Raw genomic sequence first — 24469 nt, forward strand, 5'->3', positions numbered from 1 at the left:
AACCTTCCTAAACCTCGGCTGAACCCGACGTAGTTCTGGGTTCATGCAACACCGCCATAATGACGTTCGTTCTGATTTCCGGAGTCCCGGTTCGGACGACAAGGAGTGAAACTCATGCGCAAACTGATCCTTGCGGCTGTGGCCGCAGCGACGGCGCTGCCGGCAGGGGCCGCCAGCGCTCAATATTTCGGCGGCAGCTACGGCTATTATGGCGGCCAGAACCGCGTCCGCGCCGAGCAGCGCGAATGCCAGCGCGAGCTGCGTCGCGCCGACAGCCGGCGCGAATATAATCGCGAGCTTCGCGAATGCCGGCGGGAGATCGCCCGCGCCCAGGCGCAGGCCTATGGCTACAATTACGGAAACGCCTACGGCAACGCCTACCGCTACGCCCAGCCCAACCGCTATTGGGACGGCTATCGCTGGCGCTACGGCTACTGACGTGTCGCTCGGGGGCGGCCTGGCGCCGCTCCCGAGCGCATGTTTCGCCCGCGTTTCAACTTGACTTGCCGCGCCATCGGTGCGGAACTCCGAGGCCGTGACGGCAAGGGGTGAACCGATGCCCGAGACTCTGCTTTCCAAGGCCAATCTTGCGCGGATCGCCAAGGTTTTGGCGCTTCTTTTCTTTTTTCTTCCCTGGGTGACAATTTCCTGCGCGGATCAGACTCTGGTTTCGATGACCGGCGTGGACCTGGCGACCGGCCATGTGACGCTGCACAACCCGATGACCAACCAGATGGAGAGCCCGCCCGGCGCCCAAAGCGGCGACCTGCTCGTCGTCCTCGGCGCGGTGCTGATCCTCGCTGCGCTCGCCGCGACCTTCGTCCTCAAGGGCCGCCACGGCCTCGTCGCCGCAATCGCCGGCTCGGCGCTGGCCGCCGCCGCGCTCTGCTACACGGTGCTGGTGCGGATCCCGGGCGCCGCGCACAGCGGCGCCTCCATCCCGGGCGGAGGTCCGGGGTCGATGGGCCCGACGCCCGCCGAGATGGCGCAGATGATCAGGGTCGAGACCCAAATCGGCTTCTGGCTGACGATCCTCGCCCTCGTCGCCGCGATGCTGCTCGACGTCCTCGCCTTGCGGCCCGCCGGCGCGCCGCCCCCGCCCGCCTGACGGCTTGACCTGGAGGGCCTCGCGTGTATTAGTTGCATAATACACAGGAGGCCGTCATGCTCTTGCTGGTCGCGCTATCGCTCGCTGCGGCGGATCCGCCCGCTTTGCCCGAAGGACCGGCCCTGACCGAGGCCATCCGCGCCCGCGACTCCGAACTGTTCGCGCTGATGTTCGAGGGCTGCGATCCGGCGCGGCTCGCGACGATGATCACCCCCGATGTCGAGATGTACCACGACCGCGACGGCGTCGTCGCGCGATCGGCCGAAGCCTTCGTTGCGGACTATCGGCGCTGGTGCACGCAAAGGCGGGAGCCCAATGCCTGGCGCTCGCGGCGCGCGCTCGTCGCTTCGACGCTGAACGTCCACCCGGTGCCCGGATACGGCGCGATCGAGGACGGCGAGCACGTCTTCTACGAGCGCCAGGGCGACGGCCCGGAGCGGCTCGTCGGCCGCGCCCGCTTCACCCAATTATGGGCGCTGACTCCGGACGGCTGGCGGCTGGCGCGCGTGTTCAGCTACGGCCATCGCGCGGCCGGGCCCTAGCCGAACAGCGCCTCGGCCTTGGCGAGCGCCGCCGGATCGTCGACGTCGAGCCAGCGCGCGCCTTCAATCTCGACGGTCGCGGCCTTCCCCTGGTCGGCCAGCCGCTGCACGCCTTCCGACAGGCTGCCGCCGCCCCCCGCCGAAATCGCCTCCCCGATCGCCGCGGCCAGCGCCGGCGTTGCCCGGAAGAGGCCCGTATCGACCGCGTCGAACCGCTCCAGCGTCTTGCCGATGGCCCTGATCGCGCCCCCTTCGCCGAGTGCGACCTTGGTTGCGTCGTCCATGTCGGTCAGCGGGTTGGCGAGGTCGCGATCGACCGCCAGAATCAGCGCCGCCGCCGGGGCGGCGATCAGCCGCCGAACGATCGACGGATCGAACAGATGGTCGGACATCGTCAGCAGATAATCGCCATCGATCGCCTCGGCGCCCGCGAGGACCGAATGGCCGTTGGGCCGGTCCCAATCCTTCGTTCGCACCGGCGCGATCGGCACCGCGAGCGTCTCGGCGAGCCCGGCGAGAAAGGCTTCGACGCGCTCGGCTTCGTGCCCGGTGACCACGGTGAAGGCGGTGGCGCCGCCGGCGAGCGCCGCGCGCACGACATGCTCGATCAGCGGCCGCCCGGCGACCATCGTCAGCGGCTTGGAAGGCGAGACCTCGCGCAGCCGGCTGCCATGGCCGGCGGCGATGATCAGGCAGTTCATTCCGCCCGGGTCACTCGGCGGCCAGCGCCTCGCCGGCGATGAACTCCTCCGTGAGCTGAGCCGCGACGTCGTCGCTGAACTGCTGCGGCGGATGCTTGCAGAAGAAGGCGCTCGGGCCGGTCAGGACCCCGCCGATCCCGCGGTCGAGCGCGACCTTGCAGCAGCGGATCGCGTCGACCACCACGGCGGCCGAATTGGGGCTGTCCTCGACCGACAGGCGGAGCTCGAGGTTCATCGGCACGTCGCCGAACAAATTGCCCTCGGCGCGCAGGAAGCACAGCTTGTTGTCGTTGAGGAACGGGATGTAGTCGGATGGGCCGATATGGATGTCCTCGGCCTCGAGCCGCTCGACCAGCGCCGACTGCACCGCCTCGGTCTTGGACTCCTTCTTCGACGCGAGCCGGCCCCGGTCGAGCATGTTCATGAAGTCGGTATTGCCGCCGGTGTTGAGCTGATAGGTCCGGGTCATCTGGACTCCGCGGGCCCGGAACAGGCTCGAAAGCACCCGGTGGACGATGGTCGCGCCAAGCTGCGCCTTGATGTCGTCGCCGACGATCGGCAGGCCCTTGTCGCGGAAGCGCTTCTCCCACTGGGGATCGCTCGCGATGAATACCGGCATGCAATTGACCACCGCGACTCCGGCCTTCAGCGCGCACTCCATGTAGAAGCGGGTCGCCTCCTCGGAGCCGACGGGGAGATAGTTGACCAGCACCTCGACGCCGGTCTCGCGGAGGTGAGCGACCACCTCCTCCTCGCTCGCCTCGGGCTCGTCGGCCCGGACGAAGCCGCGCTCGCCGGCGTCCAGCATGTGCTGCGCCATGCCGTCGAGCACCCGGCCCATGCGCACGGTTACGCCGGTGTGGGGAATCTCGCCCTGGAAAACGGTCGTGCAGTTCGGCATGGCGAAGATCGCCTCGCCGAGGTCCTTGCCGACCTTGCGCGCGTCGGTGTCGAACGCGGCGACGAGCTCGATATCGGAGATGGCGTAGCCGCCGAGCCGCTCGTGCATGAGGCCCGCCGGGGCCCTCTTGCCGGCGTAGAAATAGCGGCCTTGCACCAGGGAACTGGCGCAATTGCCGACCCCGACCAGCCCCACCTTGATCTTGTTCATATGTCTCCGGTTCATCTGGCGGGCTGCAGCCGCCCGCGAGGCTTCATACGCTCGTCACAATGCCCGGGGAAGTCAAGAAGCTATGCCGCGCCGCGAAAGGAGGCACGCGCGCGGGGAACGAGCGTCACAAGGACGTAGGGGAACCAGATCGCGCCCACTCCGGCGTAGATGGACAAGGCGGTCCGCTCGAGGCCGGCGACGATCAGGACCATGTAGAGGAAGGCGAAGCAGTCGCGCCCGGTCAGAGTCTGCACCGCCCAATAGGCGAGGTCGGCGGCGCTTCGCACCGGGGCGGACCTTTTGAGCAGGTCGAAGCCGAGCGGCCCGCCTTCGGCTCGGCTTCGCCATGCGATCACCAACCCGCCGAACAGCGACACCGCGACCGCCCAGGCGCCGACCCAGCCGATCCAGTCGTGGTCGCGAAGCGCCAGGTGGACGCTGAACGCCGAGACGAACAGGAGGTTCGTGGCGATGTCGACCGCGCTGTCGAGCGTCGCCCCCTGTGGGGACGTGCGATAGGTCGCCCGCGCCATCTCCCCGTCGACTCCGTCGAGGATCGAGGCGGTATGGAAGAGGATTCCCCCGACGACGAGCCCGGCCTCGCCGCCCGCGAGCACGATCGGGAACATGACCAGAGCGAGGAACGCGTTGAATATCGTGACGTGAACCGGCCTCGCGGCAGGCAGCGCGAGCATGACCCAGCTGATCCTCTGCGAGATCGGGCGGTTGAGCCAGCGCGAGACGAGCCCGTCGCTCGGCTTTCCGGTCTTGCGAACGATCTCCCACGACGTCGGCAAGGGAAGCGGATCGGCTTCCCCCTGAACGATCGAGACGGGAACGCCGCCACGCAGCCGCTCGACATCCGCCTGCGCCTCCGTCGAGAGCGCCGATCCGTCGCCGATCCTGATCTCGATCTCGTCCGAGTCCGAGGCGAGCCGGTGGACCGTGCGGCCGATCGCGCTCACGCCGGCGATCCGGCGGCCGGCAGCCGTGGCAGAGGCGAATCCTGCGATCCCCCGCGCGGATTTTTCGCTTCCCATCGAGCGGCTCCTTACCGCAAGGAACGATCCGAAGCCGTTCTCGACCAGAAAGGAGGCCGCATCATGGCATCGGCAAGCGCCGGCGACATTCGGCCTCGCACGCGTCCGCGCGAGCTGGAGGACCCGCTCAATTACTATCTCTATCACCCGCTCGCAGCCCGGCTGGCCCGGCTTCTCGTGCCGACCGGAATCTCTCCCAATCTGGTTTCCGTCGGCAGCCTGGTCGCGCTGCTCTTCGCGACCTGGGCGTTCGTTCGGCTGCCCTGGCCGGACAACGCCCTGGCCGGCCTCGGCTTCATGATGCTCTGGCACGTCATCGACGGGGCCGACGGCGATCTCGCGCGGATGACGGGCCGTGCGTCGGCGACCGGCGAGCTGGTCGACGGCGTGTGCGACTATGCCGGCAACGTCGTCATGTATTTCGCTTTCGGTTTCCTGGCCGACGACACGCTCGGCGGCTGGGCCTGGGTCCTGGGGTTGAGCGCGGGGGCGAGCCACGTCGTCCAGACCAACCATAGCGAGACCCAGCGGCGCCTCTACCTCTGGCGCGCCTACGGCGTGCCGTGGCTTCGGACGGCGGCGGCCGAGGGCGACGCCGTGTTCCGCAAAGAGGGCTGGTTCAACCGACTGTTCGGCTTCTGGGCCGAGGCCTATATCTGGCTTTCGGAGCGGATGAGCCCGGCGGCCAACCCGATCGACGAGGCGCTCGCGGCGGCGGACCCGGCGGAGGCGGAGCGCATTCGCGCCCTCGTGCGCCGCTCCTCGGGGCCTTCGCTCCTGCTCGAGAAGGCGCTCGCCGGAAATCCCAAGACCCTGATCATCGCCGCTGCCATCGCGCTCGGCAGCCCGGTCTATTATTTCCTGACGACCCTCGTCCTGCTCAACCTCATCCTCATCGTCTCGATCGTCCAGCACCGCGCCGCCGCGCGGCATTTAGCCGCCGCTCTAGAAAGTTCGCGACCCGCTCCGCCCGCGAATCCCAGGTAAGCGCGCGAGAGAGCGCCAGCGCCTCGCCGGCGAGGCGGCTGGCGAGCGCCTTGTCGCCGAGCAGCCGGTCGAGCGCCGCCGCCGCTGCCGCCGGATCCCCGGCCGGCACGAGCAGGGCGTTCTCGCCGTCCTTCAGCAGCTCGGCCGTGTCGGGCGCGCGCGGGGCGAGGACCGGCTTGCCAGCGGCCAAATAGTCGAACAGCTTCAGCGGCAGAACGCAGTTGCGGAACGTCTCCAGCGGCGCCCGGGAGGGCGGAATCAGCAGCACGTCGGCCGCGGCGAGCCAGGCGGGCAGCGCGGCGGGCGCCTGCCACGGGACGACGTGGACGTTGGCCAGGGGCGCGGCGGCGGCCTCGATCGGCCCTTCGCCCTCGGAGCCGACGAGCACGAAGAGCACGCCGGGCCTAAGCGCGGCCATCGCCAGGATCTGATCCAGGCCCTTTTCGCCGTTGATTCGTCCGGCATAGAGGGCGATCGGGCGGTCTGTGGGTAGATCGACGGGCTTTCCCCCCGCGGCGACAGGATCGGCGCCGTTATGGGCGACGAGCATCTTCGCCTCGGGCACGCCAGCGCGGCGATAGGCGCCCGCGGCGTGATGCGAATGGAGCACCAGCCCGAGGCAGTTCCTCCCGCGCACGGTGCGCCGGACCAGCGGCCGGATCGCGGGCCAGTCGTCGGGCCAGGGGCGGTAGAGGTCGAGCGCGAGGGGCAAAGGCGAGCGGCCGCCGACTCCGAGCAGGGCCGGGATTCGCGCATAGAGCAGGTCCGCCTCGGCCAGCGCGGGATCGCGAAAGACCTGCCGCAGCCAGAGCAGCTGCCGCGCGAGGCTCTCGCCCGCCCAGCGGCTCGGCCGCTGGACGAGGCGGAAAGCGCCCGTCACCGCGAAATAATCCTGGAGCTCCGCGGGGGCCAGCATCGGATCGTCCGGCCCGCGCGGAATGAGCAGAGTCACATCGACTCCCAGCCGCGCCAAAGCGGCGGCGGTGCCGATCGATTGCTGACGGTCGGCCTTGCGATCGGGCCGCGACCACATCAGGGGATAGACGAGCCGCATCGCCCCTTGGTCAACCGACTTCGCGCCGGATACAAGGCCCCATGGCGAGGGCCTTATCCTATGACGTTCTGATCGTCGGCGCCGGCCATGGCGGGGCTCAGGCGGCGGTCGCCCTTCGCCAGCTTCGGTTCGAGGGGAATATCGCCATCGCCGGGGCCGAGCCCGATCCGCCCTACGAGCGGCCGCCGCTCTCCAAGGACTATCTTGCCGGCGAGAAGGATTATGAGCGGATCCTGATCCGTCCGCCCGCCTTCTGGGCCGAGCGCGGCATCGACCTGCTGCCGGGGCGGGAGGTGATCGAGCTCGAGCCGGAGGCGCGCCGGGTGCGCTGCGCCGACGGCAGCGCGATCGGCTATGGCAAGCTGATCTGGGCCGCGGGCGGGGCTCCGCGCCGGCTGCCCCAAGGCGGCCACGTCATCCGGAGCCGCGCCGACGCCGATGCGCTGCTCGCCGCGCTTCCCGGCGCCGAGCGGATCGCGGTGATCGGGGGCGGCTATATCGGCCTCGAGGCGGCGGCCGTGCTGAGCAAGCGCTGCAAGCACGTCGTCCTGCTCGAGGCGATGGACCGGGTCCTAGCCCGGGTCGCCGGCGAGCCCCTGTCGCGCTTCTACGAGGCGGAGCACCAGCGTCATGGCGTCGACATCCGCCTGGAGGCCGGGGGCGAAACCGTCCCGGCCGACCTCACGATCGTCGCCATCGGCATCGATCCGGCGGTCGAACCGCTGCGGGAAGCCGGTGCCGAAGGCGCGGACGGAGTCGACGTCGACGAATATTGCCGCACCAGCCTGCCCGGCATCTACGCGATCGGCGACTGCGCCGCGCATGTCAGCCGCTTCGCCGGGGGGGCGCGCGTTCGGATTGAATCCGTTCAGAACGCCCACGACCAGGCGAATGTCGCGGCCAAATCGATCGTCGGCGTGCCCGAGCCCTACGACGCGATCCCCTGGTTCTGGTCGAACCAGTACGACCTCAAGCTCCAGACCGTCGGCCTGATGCACGGGCATGACGAGTTGCTCGTCCGGGGCGATCCGGCGACGCGCAGCTTCAGCCTCGTCTACCTTCGCGAGGGCCGGGTGATCGCTCTCGACTGCGTCAATTCGGTCAGGGATTATGTCCAGGGGCGCAAGCTGATCCTTGACGGCGCGGCCCCGGACAGGTCCAAGCTCTCCGATGCGGCCGTGCCGCTCAAGGAGCTATAGGGTCCGCCCTCGGGCCCGGAGGCGGTCGTGACGGGTTGGCATTTGTTGTCTGGCAAGGAGTAAGGAGGGAGCGATGAAGATTCATCGTGACCGACGCGGCGACGCCGCCAGGCGGCAAAGGACAGCCCGCCGCTTCGCGGTCGGCCGGAGAAGCCGGCTGGGTGCGTCGGCGCCTTCGTCCGGGCTGCCCGGCCCGGCCTTCAGCCACCTCCTACCCAGCCGACTTCTCCGGCCGATCACGGCCACCTCCGGACCCGAGGGCGAACCCTAGGATGGCGGTCGCCTCGGTTGCCGATTTCCGCACCGCCGCAAAGAAGCGCCTGCCGCGCTTCCTGTTCGATTATATCGACGGCGGCTCCTATGCCGAGGTCACGCTTCGCCGCAACGTCGACGACCTCGCCGACATCGCCTTGCGCCAGCGCGTGCTTCGCGACGTATCGCGGATCGACCTCAAGACGACCTTGTTCGGCCGCGAGATCGCGATGCCCGTCGGGCTCGGCCCGGTCGGTCTTTCGGGCATGTACGCGCGGCGCGGCGAGGCGGTGGCGGCGCGCGAGGCCGGGCGCAAGGGCCTCCCCGCCTGCCTTTCCAGCCTCTCGGTCTGCTCGCTCCGCGAGGTCGCCGCGGCGGGGGCCGATCCGCTCTGGTTCCAGCTCTACGTGATCAAGGACCGCGGCTATATGGGCGAGCTGCTGAGCGTGGCGAAGGAGACGGGCTGCTCGGCCCTGGTCTTCACCGTCGACCTGCCCGTGCCCGGAGCGCGCTACCGCGACGTCCATTCCGGCCTCGCCGGCCCCAACGCGCGCCGCAAGCGCCTCGGCCAGGCGCTGACCCATCCGCGCTGGCTGTGGGACGTGGTGCTTCGCGGCCGCCCGCACAGCCTCGGCAATTTCGAGCCGGTGCTGGGCAAGGCGAGCGGGCTCGACGATTATATCGGCTGGATCGGCCGCAATTTCGACGCCGGAATCGCCTGGAAGGACATCGCGTGGATCCGCCAGCACTGGCAGGGGCCGCTGATCGTCAAGGGCGTGCTCGACCCCGAGGATGCGCGCGAGGCGGTCAAGCTCGGCGCCGACGGGCTCGTCGTCTCCAACCATGGCGGCCGCCAGCTCGACGGCGTGCTCTCCACCGCCCGGGCGCTGCCGGCGATCGCCGACGCGGCGGGCGATGACCTGACCGTCCTCGTCGACGGCGGAATCCGCTCCGGCCTCGACGTGCTGCGGATGCTGGCATTGGGCGCCAAGGGCGTGCTGCTCGGCCGGGCCTGGGCCTATGCGCTGGCCGCGCAAGGCGGGCCCGGGGTGGCGAAGATGCTCGCCATCGTCGAGGCCGAGATGCGCGTCGCCATGGCGCTCACCGGAATCACGAAGGTCGAGCAGGCGGATCGCGGCATTCTCGCCTGACTGGCAGGGCCCCGCCGCTCATAGGATGGCTCAGGCTTCGGCAGTCCCCGGCTCGGCCTCCTTGCGATGCATCTCGGCCGAGACACCGCCGCCCAAAAGCTTCGCCGCCGCGACCTCCATCTTGTTCATCAGCCCGTGCACCACGCTGCGCTTGCCGGCCTTCATCGCCTCCCAGCCGGTCCTGGCGACGTCGGCGGGATCGTCCTTCTTCCCCTGGCCGACCTTGGTATCGAGCATGTCGGCCCGCTCGAAGAACTCGGTGTCGGTCGCGCCCGGCTTGAGGCAGGTGACGGTCACGTCGGTGTCCTTGAGCTCGTTGCCGAGCGCGTCGGCGAAGCTGTCGATGAACGCCTTGGTGCCGTTGTAGACCGCCTGGAAGCTGCCCGCGATATGCCCGGCGATCGACCCGGTGATCAACATCTTCCCTTCGCCCCGCGCAACCATGTCCCGCGCCACGTGCTGGACGAGCAACAGGGTGCCGGTGATGTTGGTTTCGATCACATGCCGCCATTCGCGCGGCTCCTGCTCCAGGAAGGCGCGGCCGAGGCCGTGGCCGGCATTGGCGACGAGCACGTCGATCGGCCGACCGCCGGTCGCGTCGAGCAACTGATCGACCCCGGCCGCGGTCGCGAGGTCGGCCTCGATCGAGCGCACCTCCACTCCGAGGCCTTGGAGCGCGGCCGAAGCATCGACGAGCGGGGTGTCGGCGGCGACGACCAGGTCATAGCCGTCGCTGGCGGCGAGCTTCGCGATCTCGAGGCCGATTCCGCTCGACGCGCCGGTGACGATTGCGAGCTTAGGCTGGCTCATGTCTGGTCTCCATCCCGGGCTTCAGAACGATCTTGGTGTATTCGTTCTGGTCGTCGTGCCAGTGCTTGTAGAGCGAAGGCCCTTCTTCCAGCCCGGCGCGGTGCGAGATCAGGAACTCGGTGTCGATCTCGTTTTCGGCGATCAGGTCGAGCAGGAGCTGGGTGTATTTCTGAACGTGGGTCTGGCCGGATTTGACCGTCAGCCCCTTCTCCATCAGCGCACCGATGGGGAATTTGTCGGCCATGCCGCCATAGACGCCGGGGATCGAGAGCCGCCCGCCCTTGCGGCAGGCGAGCACCGCCTGGCGCAGCGCCGCCGGCCGGTCGGTGCCGAGGAAAGTGTGGGCCTTCGCCGTGTCCACCAGATTGTCGATTCCGAGCCCGTGGCTCTCCATGCCGACGCAATCGATGCAGGCGTCCGGGCCGATCCCGCCGGTCATTTCGAACAAGGCGTCGCGCACGTCGGTCTCGCGATAGTTGAGCACCTCGGCGCCCATCTGCCTCGCCAGCTCGAGACGGCGTGGATAATGATCGATGGCGATCACCCGGTGAGCGCCCTGGATCAGCGCCGACTGGACCGCGAACAGGCCGACCGGCCCGCAGCCCCAGATGGCGACCGTGTCGCCCTCCTCGATCATCGCATTCTCGGCGGCCATCCAGCCGGTCGGCAGGATGTCCGAGAGGAACAGCACCTTGTCGTCCTCCATCCCTTCGGGCACGACGATAGGACCGACGTCGGAATAGGGAACGCGGACATATTCGGCCTGGCCGCCGGCATAGCCGCCGGTCAGGTGGGCGTAGCCGAAGACGCCGCCCATCGGGTAGCCGTAGAGCGTCTCCGACATATCGCCGGTGGTTGCCGGATTGGCGTTGTCGCAGGCCGAATATTGCTCCTTGCCGCAGAAGAAGCAGTTGCCGCACGAGACGGTGAAGGGGACCACGACCCGCTGCCCCTTCTGCAGCGTGCTCCTGGGCCCAACCTCGACGACCTCGCCCATGAATTCGTGGCCGAGAATATCGCCCTGGCGCATCGTCGGGATGTAGCCGTCGTAGAGGTGGAGGTCGGAACCGCAGATCGCGGTTGAGGTGACGCGGATGATGGCGTCGCGGGGGTTGACGATTTCGGGATCGGGGACGGTGTCGACCTGGACCTTGTGGCGGCCCTGCCAGGTGATCGCGCGCATCTATGCGTTCCTTGTCTAGAGGCTTTGCTCGGTCGGGGATTCGGATTTGCGGCCCGAGGGGCTGGCGGAGCTGGTGATCTCGCCGGTCTCCAGAAACTGCTTGAGCCGCCTGAGATCGCGCCGGGTCTGGACGTTGGGCTCGCGCTGGAAGAGCTTGGCGATCCACTGCCCGATCACTCCGCCGGGCGCATCGTAGGCGATCGTCGCGGTGACGATCGTTCCGCGCCCAGGCGCCGCGTCGCTGAACTCGACCCGGCCGGAATTGGTGACGTCGGCGCCTTCGACCGACTGCCAGGCGATCAGCCGCCCAGGCTCGTCGTCGGTGACCACGCTGTCCCATTCGACCGTCTTGCCGGCGGGACCCTTGACCACCCAGTGCGAGCGCCGCGCATCCATCGTGTCGATCCGCTCGACATTCTCCATCACGGTGGCGAGGTTGGGGAAATCGCGCCAGAAGGCGTAAACCTCCTCGCGCGGCCGGTCGATCGTCACCGACCGGCTCACGATCTCTTCCTCCCGGACGCGCCGGTCTGGAAGGGGCTTGTCTTCCTGATCTCGCGCCGTCGCGGCCGGCGCGTCGTCGCGAAGCTCGGACGCCATCCTAATCTCCTGACTTTAAATGACCGTTCCGAAACGGCGCAGAGGCAGCACGGGTTCCAGGCTCAACGTACTGATCTGGATTGGTTTCTACGACGAGCGTAAAGCACTGGTAGGAGATGTCCGGACTGACGATGTCACATCCGATATCGGGCGCACTGCGCAGACCCAACAAGATCCAGCTTGCGACGAAACACGGGTAAGCGGCGGCGCCTTGCGGCGCATGTGGCGGTGGAACCAGTCTTATGCGAACTCGTCTCCACCGGAAACACATGGAGCATCGACAAATCTGACGGGGGAATGGAATCGGAGACGGTCGGTCATGGACGCCGAATTCGCTGGAGATAGGAAAAAACCAGCCGCTTGTGTGTCGTCGGACGGAACACGACCAAGCCGTCCTTGATCTCAGCCGTCGGCTTCTCGGCGGGAAGGTGCTCGAATTCTTCCACCAACAGCGCCACGCGGCGAGCGTCATCAATAAACGGCAGACGGATCGGCGTGCGCCAAGTGAACTGGTTCGACGCATAAGAGGTCGGTTCGACCTCGAGGTGGACGGTGGGGCTAAGGATGGGAGATGCAATCCATTCCTTCTCAGCTTCATCCCATTGTACCAGTCGCAAGTCGACCGTCGAGCGGCTAGCCTCGAGCCCCATTCCCACTGGTCCGTATCCGGGGCCCGACATGTTAAAGATGCGATTTGTACCCGAGCCACCGATATTGATTTCGCGGGACGGCAGCAACTGCACTTCCAACTGGATCGGCGGCGACAGTTTAAGATGCTCCACGGCATGCGGCTGGTACCGAGCCAAGCCGAGCTGGACGAACGGGGTATAGGCGCTCGACGGCGCGATCTCAACTTCGCAATAGAGGGCCCCGTTTTCGTCGGCCTTGGGGACTAGCGGCAGCACGGTGACCGGCAGCCCGGCTTTCGTGTCCGCGAGCTTCCCCTGCCGCGCGCGAATCCCGTCGGCGGAATCGTCGCTGAGGAAGAGCAGTAGGGGGCTGGGCAGCGGCGGGGCGGACGGAAAATCCTCCGCCTTTAAATAAGAGCGTTCTCGGCCCCCTGGCCGAATCGGGTCCACGCCGGAACGCGAGAGAAAACTCTCGTAAGGCGATGGCGGCGCTATCCTCGTCCCCCTCTGCAGGAATATCCACTTGCTCAAGTTGCGCCAGATCGAGCTGAGGATCCTCACCGGCAGCGGCGAGGACGTGCTCGACCAGTCAATCGGGGGCGCCATCGACAGCACGATTGCCAACTGTTCGCCCTCTCCCGAGGCGTACCAGCCTTCGTCGAGGTAGAGGCGCAGCCTCGTCGCAGTCCGTCTCGTCCAATCGCTTTTCGCTTCCCAGTCGAAAATGGGAACCACGCGATCGATCCTAGGCGGCGGTGGCCGGAAGGTGCATTCGGTCCACAGTTCGGGCCGGTCGCCGGTCGCGACCTGAGCTTCGCAGGCGCGGCGTTCTGCTAGGGTGGCATCCTTTCCGTAGAAGAAAGAGGCGAACCGAGAGGTGGCGACAAGGCTCAGCCGCAGCCGTCGAGCCCGCACGCGGTCGCCTGGAAACTTGCGGAATAGTTGGCGCAACTCTCCCGTCGTCTCCGTACCCTTGCGCAGGAGGTCCACCCAATTGGGCGGACCCGCTTCCTCGACCTCGAAGGAGAACAACTCGTCTGCCCCGGTCTTGGCACGCTCCGTCCAAGTCAGGTCGTTCAGGCGCGTCACGCGTTGCTCGTCATATTCGTCCCAAGTCGCCTCACAGCGGAGCGAGCCAGTCGATTTGCGGTCGATCAGCACGCGGCCGACGAAGAAGGTAACGCTGCCGCCCTCGCTGCTCGGCCACTCGAGCATATCCTTAGCTGGCGGGGGCGGGTCCGGCGGGGGCTTGAGATGCTCATACCCGTCCACGATCTCGGCCCAGGTCGGCAGGCCAGTCTGCTGCGCATCCTGATCGGGGTCGCGAACTGTGACTGTGAGGGCGTTAAAACCGAGTGCCTTGTCGATCGGCGGTTCGCGGCTCGCATAGCGGATCGTCGGCGCCCGTAGGGGCTGCCGGCATGCATTGACGAGCAAGACCGTGCTGCTCTTCGCGTCCAGCGGGGCCGCTTCCGCGCGAATCTCCAGACTGACCACTTGGGCCGGGCCGACGTCCACGCGCAAATGCGGCAGGCGGACGCTGCCGACTTTTACCTGTTTGAAGGGCGCCAGATTGAAGCTTGCGCCAGGGGTGGCGGAACGGACCAGTTCAATGACCACTGGCAGCGCATCATTGGGCCCGCCCGCCCCGCCCCAGAAGGCAATTCTGGTCTCCACCTCGGCCGCGGCGACGGTCGGTTTGGGGACAGTCGCCGGCCGCAAAGTGGCAACGGCGGTGCCCGCGTGCCGGCTCGCATAATAGCGCCCATCGCTCACGGACGCTTGGGCGGACAGCAATGCGACCTTGCCGCGCGACTGGGAGTCCTTGGGGAGCGGCACCGGCTTGTGCTGCGTTGTGTCGTTGGCGTTGGTCCACACGTCGTTGCCGGGAACGTTGTCCTTCGCGCCCTCGACATACCAGATCGACCCGAGCCTGGCTTCGGGAAAGGCGCCATCGTCCTTCGACCTGCGGATATGGACCTTGTCCATGAACGCGCCGATGGGCCTGTCCTCGCGCCGCTGCATCCGGTTGTCGAACTGACGTTCGCTCTCGGCACGGTCGAAACTCACCCGTGGCGGCAACATCAGCCTGATCGTCCGCTCCCGCGCGAGCGGCCCGGCATCGCGAACCACCAGTCGGTCGCTCGTCTCGCCATGCAGCTTGCCGGCGTCCGGCGCGACCACCAAGGGATCTTGCGCGTCCAGCAAGACGAGCGGCGGCGGGATCGTCTCCGCTGGGAATGGATAGGGCTTTTTGTTCCTGCCAATCAGTAGGTCGACATCGCTGCTGCTGCTGTATTTGGACTTCGCATCGGCGAAGGTCCGGCTAACGCCGTTGGGGAAGACCAGCCGCGCTCCGAACACATAGCCGCGATCTTCGCGCAGCGGCGGCAGCAGCGCCTCATCCCCTTCCGGAAAGGTGTAGTCGATGGTGAGGCCGAGATGGAGATTCGGATCGACGGATATGCCGTCGGGATTGCCGGGCGCGAGGGCCAGCGATTCCCCCGCCCAGGTCACCAGCTCCTCTTCCTTGATCAGGTCGAGGTTGGGCCTGCCGTCCGCCGCCTTGGTCGGCTTGATGCGTTCCGGAACCATGGTCATGCCATGGTCGTGATGAGCGATGCGCTTAATCGCCGGCTCGTTGTAGAAGACGGGGTCGAGAAGCTTTTCCACTTCGTCCTTGCAGACGATCTTGCGATAGGTGAGCGCGCACCACTTCGTCTGGTCGAGCGTCAGGGAGCCGATCCCGGATTGGGCGACGCCGATATCGGGCCGCAGACCAACCAGCAGATCGCGCAGATAGACGATCTCGGCGCCGGCCGCCGCCTGCGCCTCGGCCGCCCGCCGGCGCTCGTAATTTTCACGCAGAGCCGGCTTTTGATAGCGGTCGAAGAGCGCGATGCCGCGCCGGAGCTTGTCGATTCCCCGCCAGTCTCCGCCCTCCGCAGTTTCCGGGCGCGCCAGCGCCGCTTGCAGCCGGTGGAACGTATTGACCACGTCGCAACTGTCGACGCGGAAGCGGTCGACGGTGGTGCCGTGGCCATCCTTTGTCTGGATCTGTGCGTTCAGCTTCAAGAAGCCTTCACGATAGGGGTGGATGCCGGGATCCTCGGTGGCGGAGATCGGCCCGTCGAGCGGTGCGAACAGACTGGCGGCCGGGCGGAAATCAAATGCCGTCCATGCCGAGGCTTGGCCTGCGAGCGGGTTGCCGCCCGCATCGACGAACTCGGCGCGAAGCATGCCTTGCGTGCGCCCGCCAAGCGCGCCGACCGGGATCGTGAGCTGAATCGCGAGCCCGAAATAATGAGCCAGGGTGGGAATGGCCGCGATCGCGCCCAGCTTGCGCTTGCAGGTTTCGATCTCGAGGATCGCCGGCGGGTCGGGGTCAGTCAGTGTCTCCGGGAAGGGCGGCACCTCGGGCTCGGTTGCGGCAGCGAATTCAGCCAGCATCGTCCGTGTCGCCGCGAGTGAGGTTCCGAAGTCTAGGGGGACCGCCGGATCAGCGAACGCGGACCGCAATCCCGCCGATATCAATTCGATATCGCGCAGAGACCGGGCATGTTCCGCGAAATAGTCGGCGTCGGGCGCCGGCGCGACCGCGACCGCCGCGGCGGGATCCGGCCCCAGCCACGCGCGCAGGATCTCTTTGGCTCGGGCGCTGCCGCCGGGAGCTGAGACACCAGCACCAATCGCCTCGATGGCATCGAGCAGCACCGACAAATCGGAGGTGCGCGATGTGCGAAAGCCGGGATCGGGCGGGATCCCGGTTGCGCTGTCCGGCGCGGCGGGGTTGAGCGCGTTCGTGTCCTTGTGGAGCGCCTTATGGAGGATTGCGAAGCCGGGGGTCGCGAAGATGCGCTTCCACAGCCGCGTGACCGCCTCGAAGCGCTTCATCGACGGCAAATCGGGATTCTGCGGATGATCGCCTTGGAGAAAAGTGGTCAGCATCGAGGCGGCCGGCTCATGTCGGATCGAAGCTGTCGGTGGCGCCGCGCTGATGTCGACGACGGAAACGCGCATCCGCGCGCCGAAATCGGCGATCCTTGCCGGCCAGTCGGCGAGCTCGATCGTGCCGGCGATTGCGTCGTCGTGCCAAGGCATGACCTGAACAGTCATCATGAGCCCCGCGGAGTCGATCCCGTCGGGAATGGCCAGGAGCCGGGCGCTGACTTTTTGATCGGGCATAGTTAAGCTGCCAGATCAAGTCGGAAGCGAGGATGGTATTTCTTCCATTCCGTGGCCTTTCTCGGGACGTCGGCTCGTTGGACAATGCCGCTCGTTCCCGCGACAACGCCAACCTCGCCTCCGCCGCCGCCGCCGCCGTTCGAAAGCTGGTAGCTGGCCGATACCCGGTAGCTGATCTCAAAGAACTGGCCGACCTTGAACGAGAAGCGGTATTCGGTGCGCCCATAAAGCGAGCCGCCCAGGCGCTGGGTCAGCGTGATCCGGATGCTGACCGAGATGGAGAAGCAGGCGATGCTGCCCTCGCCGACCGCTTCGAAGATCGCGACGAAGGTCATCGCCTTGCGCGTGTCATGCGGCTCGGGGCCGACATCTTCGACGTCCTTGGTCGTGACCTGGATGCCGGCGACGACGCGGCCCTGGGCGTTGAGCGGCCCGAACTTCAATGCCGCGACGCCGCCGAACACGATCGAGACGTCCATCCCGGTGACGCCCTTGGCGTCGCAGGTCAGCTCGATCCAGCCTCCGCCGCCATAAGGCGGATTGGCGACCAGCACCGGATATTCGGGGCTGCCGAGTGCAAAGCTGAACTCCGCCTTCTTGCCGCCGAAATAAAGCCTGGCTGCGATCTTGAAGGCGACGTTGATGAACTGCAGCGTACCGACCTGGATGATGCCGGCATCGTAGACATAGCCGACCTCGATCCCCGGCGGGCCGAAGATCGGCTTCACATAAAGACCGCTGCCTGCCGGCGACAGCCATTGCTGGAGCGCCTGGACGAATTTGAGATAGTCGCCAATGACGACGTCATCGACGGTAAGGTCGAACCGCGGCGCCCCGCCATTCTCGGAGACGAACCTCGCCTCGGAGAAGGTGATCGTCGCCATATGCCATTTCTTGCCAACGAGAATGATCTCGAACGGCTGCAGGACGCCGGTAATGAGGGCCGAGGACTGCCTGGTTACGAAATTGGCGCCGAACGTGCCCTTCAGTTTCAGATCCGGAGGCGCATCGACCGGCCTTAGAGTCCGCTCCCCGGCCATCTGGAAGATTGGGTCGGTGGCGTTCGGGAAGGGCGGCACCTGCGTGCCCCACTCGTAACTGGTCGTCACCGCGGTCGGGACGAACTGACGGACCAGGCCCTGCAACTGCTCGAGCAGCCGGTCCAGCTCCTCGCGAATGCCGGCGATGAAGCTCTGGCCGAAGTTCACCATGGCCAGCGCATTGATTGCGGGGACCGCGGCGTGAAGGGCATCGTCTTTATCCCGGAACTTCTTGGCCAGCGTCCGGATCGCCTCCAGCGCATCCGGGGCGGATAGCGTCTCGAGGCCGCGGATCGTTGCTGCCTCCGCTCGCAGCTTGCTCTCGATGGCCGCGAATTGCTGAGATGGGCTTCCAGAGGTCATCCCCATCGCGAAGCGGAGCAGCTTGTCGGTCAGGCTCTGATCGGGAACGAGTTCGTGCAGCTTCTGGAACGCGTCCGCCAGCGCGTCGTAGACGAGCAGAAGCGGCTTGGCGGCGGTGAGTGCGAAGCTCTTGACCAGCTTGGATGCGGCGGTGCCGACGGTGGCGGTCAGTGCCTCGCTCAGTGCGACCGACTGGAGCAGCGGGCCAGTGAGACTGCGATCGAGAGCGGCTACGAGACCGTTTCCCTTCACCGCCGCCTGGTGCAGTGTCTCTGCGGTCAGCGACGTGTCCGAAAGCAGCGACCGCATTTGGTCCGCCGCCCTCTTCGCCTCATTGAATCCAGCCACGAGATCGGCCGTATAGTCGGCGCGGATAGGCTCGATCAGCGCACCGACCGTGTCGAGCGCGGTCCTGATCGTCCCTGACCAATTCTGGCCTACGCCGGTCAGCGCGACTCCGGCCGCGCCCAGATAGAGCTTCGCGCTGTTTTCGACGATCTTCTTGACGGCGGCGTCGCTGGCGCCCAGCCAACCCTCGAGGTCGCGGGCCATGCCAGCGATGCGGCCCAGCGCGGCCACCGCTTCGCGGCGCAAATCGGCATAGGCCTGAACCTGGAGGATCGAGGCTTCGGATGCGTCCGCGCAGAAATCGAAGGCGCCAGCATTGGGGAAGGCGTAAAGCCGGGCCTTGAGCGCTTCCGCTTCCAAGATCACCGCGGCGCGGGCCTTGGCGATCGCGCTGGCATTGGTGCCGGACGGCGCGATACCTCGCGCGGCGGCGATCAGCAGGTCGATTTGGTTCCTCGCGTCGCCGATCGGCCCGGTCAGTCCCTCGGTCAGCGCCTTCGCGGCGCTGTTGAGATACTGGCAGGTTTGTGTCCGTTTCGCGCAAATCGCGGCGAAGGTCCCGGCCTTGTCGATCAGGTCCGTCGCCTTGGCGGCAAGATCGACCAGATAGGCGAGGAGCCCGTGGGCCGCTGCGCCGGTCGCGACCGCCTCCGCGACCATTGCCACGGCCGACTTGAATATCTCAACCTTCGCGATCAGCGGATGGACGAGCGCGCGTTCAAGATCGCCCAGCAGCGAGTTCCGCACGGCCTCGAACAGCGCATCCAACTCACCCGCGTCGATCGGCCGGAGCGCCGTTTTCAGCCGGTCGACCTGCTCACGGAGCCCGGCCGCAACCCACGCCTCAAGCGCCACCTTGCGCGTCTTCGCATGCGCGGCCACCGCCTCGATCGTGACCTCCGAAGGCGTGAGCAGCCGATCCAAGTCGCCGCGGATCGCCTCGACGAATTGCTGCTGACGTCGCGGATCCCGGATGTCGGCGTCGTCGCCCGAAACGGGCGCCTTGAGCCGCGCCGCGACGATCTCCACCGCCTCCTGCAGCCGTGCCACGATCAGCGCTTCGGCTTGCGTGCCGCGCAGGGCCAGCAGCGCCTTGGCGGGCTCGAGCCAGAGCAGCAGCGCGCTGATAAGCTCCGCGACCGGCTCGGCGATCGCCTTGGCGAGCAGGCTGTCGGCGACGCGGTCGAGCGCGGCGGCCGGATTAGCGAGGTCGGCGCAGGTCAGCGGCTTGCCGAACAGCACGCCGCCGAGCTGCTGCTGCTCGACGGCGGTGCAGAAGGCGTCCTTGAACCATGTTTTCGCGGCCTCCGCCAACGCCCGGGCCAGGCCGGTCAGCTGATTCCTCACCTCGTCCAGCATCGCCTTGGGGACGGCGCGCAGGCGCTCGAAGATGAGCTTCAGCTGCTCGGGCACCGGATCGCCGAGGATCCGCTCGAGCTCCCGGATCGCCGGTTGCGCCAGATCCAAGATGGCTTTGGCATGCGAGATCACGCCGCCGACGCCGCCCGAATCGGGAAGTCCCTCGATCGCCAGAAGTTGAGCCTTCAGACCCGCCACGAGGTCCCGTATCGCGCCAACCAGCACCGGATAGAGTTCAACGACCTTGAGGTCCGTTCCCGGCAGAGGATCGCGGATCCATTCGAGCAGCCGCTGATCGAGCCCTGTTTCGTAGAAGACCCGCCTCGCCTCGCGCGCCGCGGCTCTGAGGCGGGCGAGCCCCGCCTCTTCGACGCCGAAATCGAATGTTTCCAGCAGATGTGGTGCGTCGTTCGCGAAATTCGTCGTCTTCGGCAGCATCTTGGCAAGGTTGAGAATGCCGAGCAGGTTGAGATTGCCGAAAAACGATGCCGGGTCGAACTGCCCCTGCTTCGCGGCGCTGATGTCGACCACGGCGTCGCCGGTCAACGTCGTCGTCTTGGTTCCTCCCACCGGGCCCGTCAGTCGCGAGAGGCCGCCAATCTGCACGTTCTGGTTGGAAAGACCGCCGGTTGCTTCGGTCTTCTTGGTCGCGTCCATCGCCGCGCCCGCCCCGGCGAGGCGGAGATAGATGTCCGGCCCCTCGAAACCGCGCTTTAGATAATCCTCGTCGAAGAGGATGTCGTAGCGCCCTTGCGGCGTCCCCAGCAGCCGATCGACACTCTGGATGCCGACCGTCGCTTTATCGACGAAGGGATAGAAAGGCGGCTGGTCGGCGCCTTCCATCCGTCCGTCGATCCGGAACCGCTCGTCGATGTCGTCCGACCCGTCGGTCCGCCCGCTCACGCCGAGCAGCCAACTGTCCGTGTCGTAGCTCGTGTCCCCGGCCTTCAGGGCGACGCCGTAGCGCTGGCGCGCCCCGCCGAAGCTGGCAGTGCGGCGTGTCCCTTCGCGCAAATAGGCCCTGACGAGATCGTCCATCGCTTTGGGCAGGCTGAGCGCATCGTTGCGCACGAAGATCAGTGGGGACTTTACAGATTCGACATCGTCGGTGGCCCATTCGAACTGGAAGTCTGCAATGCTTCCGTCCTGCTGCCTGACGCGCGGCCAGAAAATGTTTCCCGGTTCGATCGCCGGCTGAGAGACGTCCTCGCAGACCAGATCCGGAGTCACCAGCGTCTTCATACGTATCCCGGCCACCGGGAAGCCGCGCGCGTCGAAAGGATGATAGGGTCCAGGATAGGGGCGGCGGCGTGGCGGCGAGACAATGAATTCGCGCCGGACCAGGAAAGACACCGGCCCCCGCGTCCGATCGATGTGGATCTGACGCTCATGCACAATCGTGTACGACGCACGGATGCCGAGCGGAAACAGGAAGCCCTTGTAGACCGCGACCACCCGGCTGTCGCGGCCGAGCCAGCCCTGCTGGAAAAGCCGCTCAAGCGAGAAACCCTCCCACGGTCGGCGCTTGGCGCATCCAGGGCCGCATTTGTCTTCGCCGGGGAACGTCGCGAGCGCGCGTGGCAGTAGCCGCGCCGGCTCGCCCTTCCATTCAGCGGTAACAATGCCGCCGAGTGTGCTAAGGGAGACATTGGCGTCGCGGAACGGGGTGGCAATGGCGATCCCGGTGTCCCGCTCGGTGAAGCCTTCCGCGCAATCAATTTGGCGCAGGTAGAGGATGTCGCGGTCAGGCCGAATTACATTGCCTTTGGGCGCCGCCTCGAGACCGGCGGGCCCTTGCCCGGCCGGTATCGCGCCTGTTCCCTCCCGCTCGATGCGGCGCAGGGCCGGCAATGCGTAGACCGACGTCTGGCCGACGATCTCCCAATGATCCAGCGGCGCCAGCGAAAGCATTGGCGTCCCATTGGGATGCTCGGTCGTGACCGGCCCGGAATGGTCTTTGTCCTTGGCGGCGAGCCCGGCGGGGAAGCCTCCTTCCTTAAATTGGGTCGACCAGATCGCGCGGACCGACTTGCGGCCGCTGTCGTTCAGCCGGACCGTCCAGAGCGGGGCGCTCGCCCGCTGCGCGCCCGAGACGGTCGCCCACTCTGCCGGACCAACTTCGGAGCGGAGCCACCGGCCGCCTTCGGACGGCGAGAAAAGCAGCCGCCCGGCGAGTTCGAGCGCGGTTTCGGTGGCTGCAGGCGCGAGGAGCTTCTCGGCAATCTTCGCGGTCACGGCCTCGAACGTCAGCGCGTCGCCGCCGCTGGCCGATCCGAAGACAGCGGCAAGCTGCCGGTCGACTTCGGTGCCGATGCCGCCCGCCGCCCGAGGATGGACAAGGGGGGTCAGCCTCGACCAGTCCGTCAGGGCTGCGAGCTCCAACATGACCGGATTCCACTCGGCCACCCTGGGAATTTCGAACACCAGCCGGGACGGTCCGGAGAGCCGTGCGGGAGCCGGCGAATGCACCTCGTCATCGCCGACATCCCTTTCGATCCGTTCGGCGATGTGTTGCGGCGGGAACTCGACGATCAGGATATGTCGACCAGGCTTGCGTACGAGCGTTGGTGTGCGCGGGATGGGGCTCGGCTGCGGGCCCGGCGGGTCCGGCTTCGCGTATCGGTAGCCGATCAGGCTCAGCTTGAGATCGATAAGGCTGGTGTGGCGGCGCGCAACGATGACGACTCCAAGTTCCGCGTTCGCGCCATCACCCCATTTCGCGTTCGCAACCCAGAACGTCTCGTCGGGCGACTCGTTACCGTTACGAGCATGAATGACCAAGCGCTCGTTCGACAGTGTTGGTGTCGGCAGATCACCTTCTGGCATGCCATCTGGTCCTGGTCCGAATTGAGAATACTTACGCCGTCAGCAAGACCTAAACGGACCTGACTGTCGAGGTCACGCGGCTACACTAGTTACTCGGGAAAATATTTATCAGCGCATGATTTCATGCGAAACAGCTTGACTGAAAGAAGACAAGGCTGCCCGGCCGACTCATTGCTCCTTCCATTCGGAACCATAAGAAGGCCCAGAAGCCAAATAGCCTGTCAAGCTGAAACCGAAGCCTTTCTGGAATTGCGTCGATTCTTGACGTACATTCGGGCGAGGTAATCATGGCCGCAACGGGGAGGATGACAATGAGCGATGACAAGTTCCGTGCCGCGCTCGCGATGTCCAGCGAAGAACTCTGTCGGTCCTTCGATCGCGAAATCATTGCATCGCTGGACACACAGCCTGAAGCGCCGCCCACGACGGACGTCTTTCCGCTGAATGGCGACGAACGGGCATATCGCGGCTGGTATCATGTTTCCGGCACTGCACAGAGCCGATGGTGCCCGAAGCAGAGCCTGTTCGGCGGGCCCCGTCCAGATGGCCCGCACAAGGGCGCCGATCTATGGAGCTACCGCAGCACCAGAATCGTCGCGGTGACGTCCGGGTCAATCCAGTACAATCCGATCAACGACCCTCAAGGATGGGGCAACCACATCTATCTCTACTTCAAACGCAATAACATCACGTACATCGCAGTTTACGCCCACCTCGACGCCAGGAGCGCGTTCCAAGGGGTAAAGGCGGTCAATGCCGGTGCCGAGATCGGTTATCCCGGTTGCAGCGGCAATGCCGGCGTCGCCGGCGCATGCCACCGTACCTACAAATGCGGAGGGAAGATTGCGATAGAAGACCATCTCCATCTCGAATTGATGGTTGCCGCGACCACTGTGCGTGAAGATCCGGTCGCCTTTTTTGGCTTCGCCAACGTCAAGCACGCCTCCGATCAAACTTGCACTGTTTGCGGCTCCACTGAACAGTTGGTCTAGATGCAGCTATTCCCGTCCCTTATCGCGTTTCCGAAAGTGTCGACGTAATCACCCGAATAAATACTTGGAGTGTAAATGTTTACTCAGAACAGCCGAAGCGCTCTCAAGATCGCCCTTATGGCAATTTCTCTAATTGTTGAGTCGTCGACAGCGGCGCAGACGGACAATGGAGACACCTTTAGCCTTCGGGCACCCGAGACCTTGCCAAATTCTATACAGCTCTATGCGACCGCCTATATCGTGCAAGGTGCTGAGGAAAGCGTGCATTCTGGAGACCCGTGGTTGCTCGGACGAGGTGGCGCGTCACTGGGGTTGCGCATTCCGCGCCGCATCTGGTGTCTCGCGGCGGTTGAAGGGTCTTTGACGGTCAATGTTCGTGCCGGTGGCCAACGCGGCTATGCCTATGCCGGCCGGGGACCCACGCGCGTGGCAGATTGTAGCGATGTATTCAGGAGCATGAACCCGGACCTTCGCTCGGCCGTGGAACACTCCGTGTTTGCGCCGACGCCCGCGGATGCGCCTTATGGGCTTGGCGCACGATCGTCCTATCGCCTAGTCCCCTATCGCTCGATTGCCATCGATCTGGCGGCGGCAGCACCGTTGCGATTGGGTCAAGTGATCTTCATCCCAAGATTGAGAGGTGCCCGAATTACAATGCCGGATGGCCGGATCGCGTCTCACGATGGTTACGTTATGGCAGTGGACACCGGAGGCGCGATAAAAGGACGGCACATCGACTTTTTCGAAGGCCCGCGACCGACTGACGTTCTGATCTCTGAGTTGCGAACTCCCTTCGAGGCCTATGTTGTCGAGAACCCTCAAGCGGCCGCTCTGCTCACAAGACTTCACGCCCGTACTCCCTGACCGGCCGGCAGGTCCGCGAATGAACGTTATGTAAAACCGGGGCACCGCCCGGGCAGGCCGGCGCCGGTGCCGGGAACGGCCCCCTAGGACTCCACGAGTGCACGGCCAGGCCCCGCGTGTTAAGC

The 24469-nt window shown here is 66.2% G+C and carries 16 protein-coding genes and 1 pseudogene; 8 read left to right on the top strand and 9 right to left on the bottom strand.

The window, feature by feature from the left end; all coding sequences use genetic code 11:
* Positions 1-114 precede the first annotated feature (114 nt).
* The 3 genes from E6G92_12345 to E6G92_12355 all read left to right on the top strand — a co-directional run bounded on the left by E6G92_12345 (position 115) and on the right by E6G92_12355 (position 1650).
* The gene (locus E6G92_12345) at positions 115-438 is read left to right on the top strand and encodes a hypothetical protein (GenBank protein TMJ20488.1); all 324 of its coding nucleotides are present in this window, start codon (positions 115-117) and stop codon (positions 436-438) included.
* 118 nt (positions 439-556) lie between these two features.
* On the top strand, positions 557-1108 hold the full coding sequence (locus E6G92_12350) for a hypothetical protein (protein ID TMJ20489.1): 552 nt from the start codon (positions 557-559) through the stop codon (positions 1106-1108).
* A 56-nt stretch (positions 1109-1164) separates the two neighbouring features.
* Positions 1165-1650, top strand: coding sequence for a nuclear transport factor 2 family protein (locus tag E6G92_12355; GenBank protein ID TMJ20490.1), 486 nt, complete (start codon positions 1165-1167; stop codon positions 1648-1650).
* Here E6G92_12355 and E6G92_12360 read toward each other — a convergent pair.
* From E6G92_12360 to E6G92_12370, 3 genes are all read right to left on the bottom strand, one after another.
* Positions 1647-2351, bottom strand: a complete 705-nt coding sequence (locus tag E6G92_12360) for a nucleotidyl transferase (GenBank protein TMJ20491.1) — start codon at positions 2349-2351, stop codon at positions 1647-1649. The genes E6G92_12355 and E6G92_12360 overlap by 4 nt on opposite strands.
* 10 nt (positions 2352-2361) lie before the next feature.
* Positions 2362-3462, bottom strand: a complete 1101-nt coding sequence (locus E6G92_12365; protein TMJ20492.1) for an inositol-3-phosphate synthase — start codon at positions 3460-3462, stop codon at positions 2362-2364.
* An 80-nt stretch (positions 3463-3542) separates the two neighbouring features.
* Positions 3543-4502, bottom strand: a complete 960-nt coding sequence (locus E6G92_12370; GenBank protein TMJ20493.1) for a CDP-alcohol phosphatidyltransferase family protein — start codon at positions 4500-4502, stop codon at positions 3543-3545.
* On the opposite strand from E6G92_12370, the pseudogene E6G92_12375 reads away from it, so the two are divergent.
* Positions 4029-4898 (top strand): annotated as a pseudogene (locus E6G92_12375) (CDP-alcohol phosphatidyltransferase family protein). The gene E6G92_12370 and the pseudogene E6G92_12375 sit on opposite strands and share 474 nt — an antisense overlap.
* 496 nt (positions 4899-5394) lie before the next feature.
* Here the strand turns inward: E6G92_12375 and E6G92_12380 are convergent.
* A complete protein-coding gene (locus E6G92_12380) occupies positions 5395-6543 on the bottom strand; it encodes a glycosyltransferase family 4 protein (protein ID TMJ20494.1) in 1149 nt (382 codons plus the stop codon).
* Positions 6544-6584: 41 nt separating this feature from the next.
* Between E6G92_12380 and E6G92_12385 the strand changes: the two genes are divergently transcribed.
* Together E6G92_12385 and E6G92_12390 are read left to right on the top strand one after the other, a co-directional pair.
* Positions 6585-7742, top strand: a complete 1158-nt coding sequence (locus E6G92_12385) for an NAD(P)/FAD-dependent oxidoreductase (protein TMJ20495.1) — start codon at positions 6585-6587, stop codon at positions 7740-7742.
* Positions 7743-8014: 272 nt separating this feature from the next.
* Entirely contained in the window at positions 8015-9145 is a 1131-nt protein-coding gene (locus E6G92_12390; protein ID TMJ20496.1) for an alpha-hydroxy-acid oxidizing protein, read from the top strand.
* 30 nt (positions 9146-9175) lie between these two features.
* Here the strand turns inward: E6G92_12390 and E6G92_12395 are convergent, their stop codons facing one another.
* The 5 genes from E6G92_12395 to E6G92_12415 form a co-directional block, all read right to left on the bottom strand.
* Positions 9176-9955: an SDR family NAD(P)-dependent oxidoreductase gene (locus E6G92_12395; GenBank protein TMJ20497.1), complete on the bottom strand. Its 780-nt coding sequence runs from the start codon at positions 9953-9955 to the stop codon at positions 9176-9178.
* Positions 9942-11138, bottom strand: a complete 1197-nt coding sequence (locus E6G92_12400; GenBank protein ID TMJ20498.1) for a glutathione-dependent formaldehyde dehydrogenase — start codon at positions 11136-11138, stop codon at positions 9942-9944. Before E6G92_12400 ends, E6G92_12395 begins: the two co-directional genes overlap by 14 nt.
* A gap of 15 nt (positions 11139-11153) precedes the next feature.
* Entirely contained in the window at positions 11154-11738 is a 585-nt protein-coding gene (locus E6G92_12405; protein TMJ20499.1) for an SRPBCC family protein, read from the bottom strand.
* A 317-nt stretch (positions 11739-12055) separates the two neighbouring features.
* The gene (locus E6G92_12410; protein ID TMJ20500.1) at positions 12056-16552 is read right to left on the bottom strand and encodes a hypothetical protein; all 4497 of its coding nucleotides are present in this window, start codon (positions 16550-16552) and stop codon (positions 12056-12058) included.
* Positions 16553-16554: 2 nt separating this feature from the next.
* Positions 16555-22488 carry a hypothetical protein gene (locus E6G92_12415; protein TMJ20501.1) on the bottom strand — a complete coding sequence of 1978 codons (5934 nt, stop codon included), beginning with the start codon at positions 22486-22488 and terminating at the stop codon, positions 16555-16557.
* Positions 22489-22775: 287 nt separating this feature from the next.
* Between E6G92_12415 and E6G92_12420 the strand changes: the two genes are divergently transcribed.
* Complete coding sequence (locus E6G92_12420; GenBank protein ID TMJ20502.1) at positions 22776-23480, top strand: hypothetical protein; 705 nt, start codon at positions 22776-22778, stop codon at positions 23478-23480.
* A 75-nt stretch (positions 23481-23555) separates the two neighbouring features.
* On the top strand, positions 23556-24344 hold the full coding sequence (locus tag E6G92_12425) for a hypothetical protein (GenBank protein TMJ20503.1): 789 nt from the start codon (positions 23556-23558) through the stop codon (positions 24342-24344).
* Positions 24345-24469: the final 125 nt, after the last annotated feature.

Source organism: Alphaproteobacteria bacterium, from assembly GCA_005883305.1.
Classification (GTDB): Bacteria; Pseudomonadota; Alphaproteobacteria; order Sphingomonadales; family Sphingomonadaceae; genus Allosphingosinicella.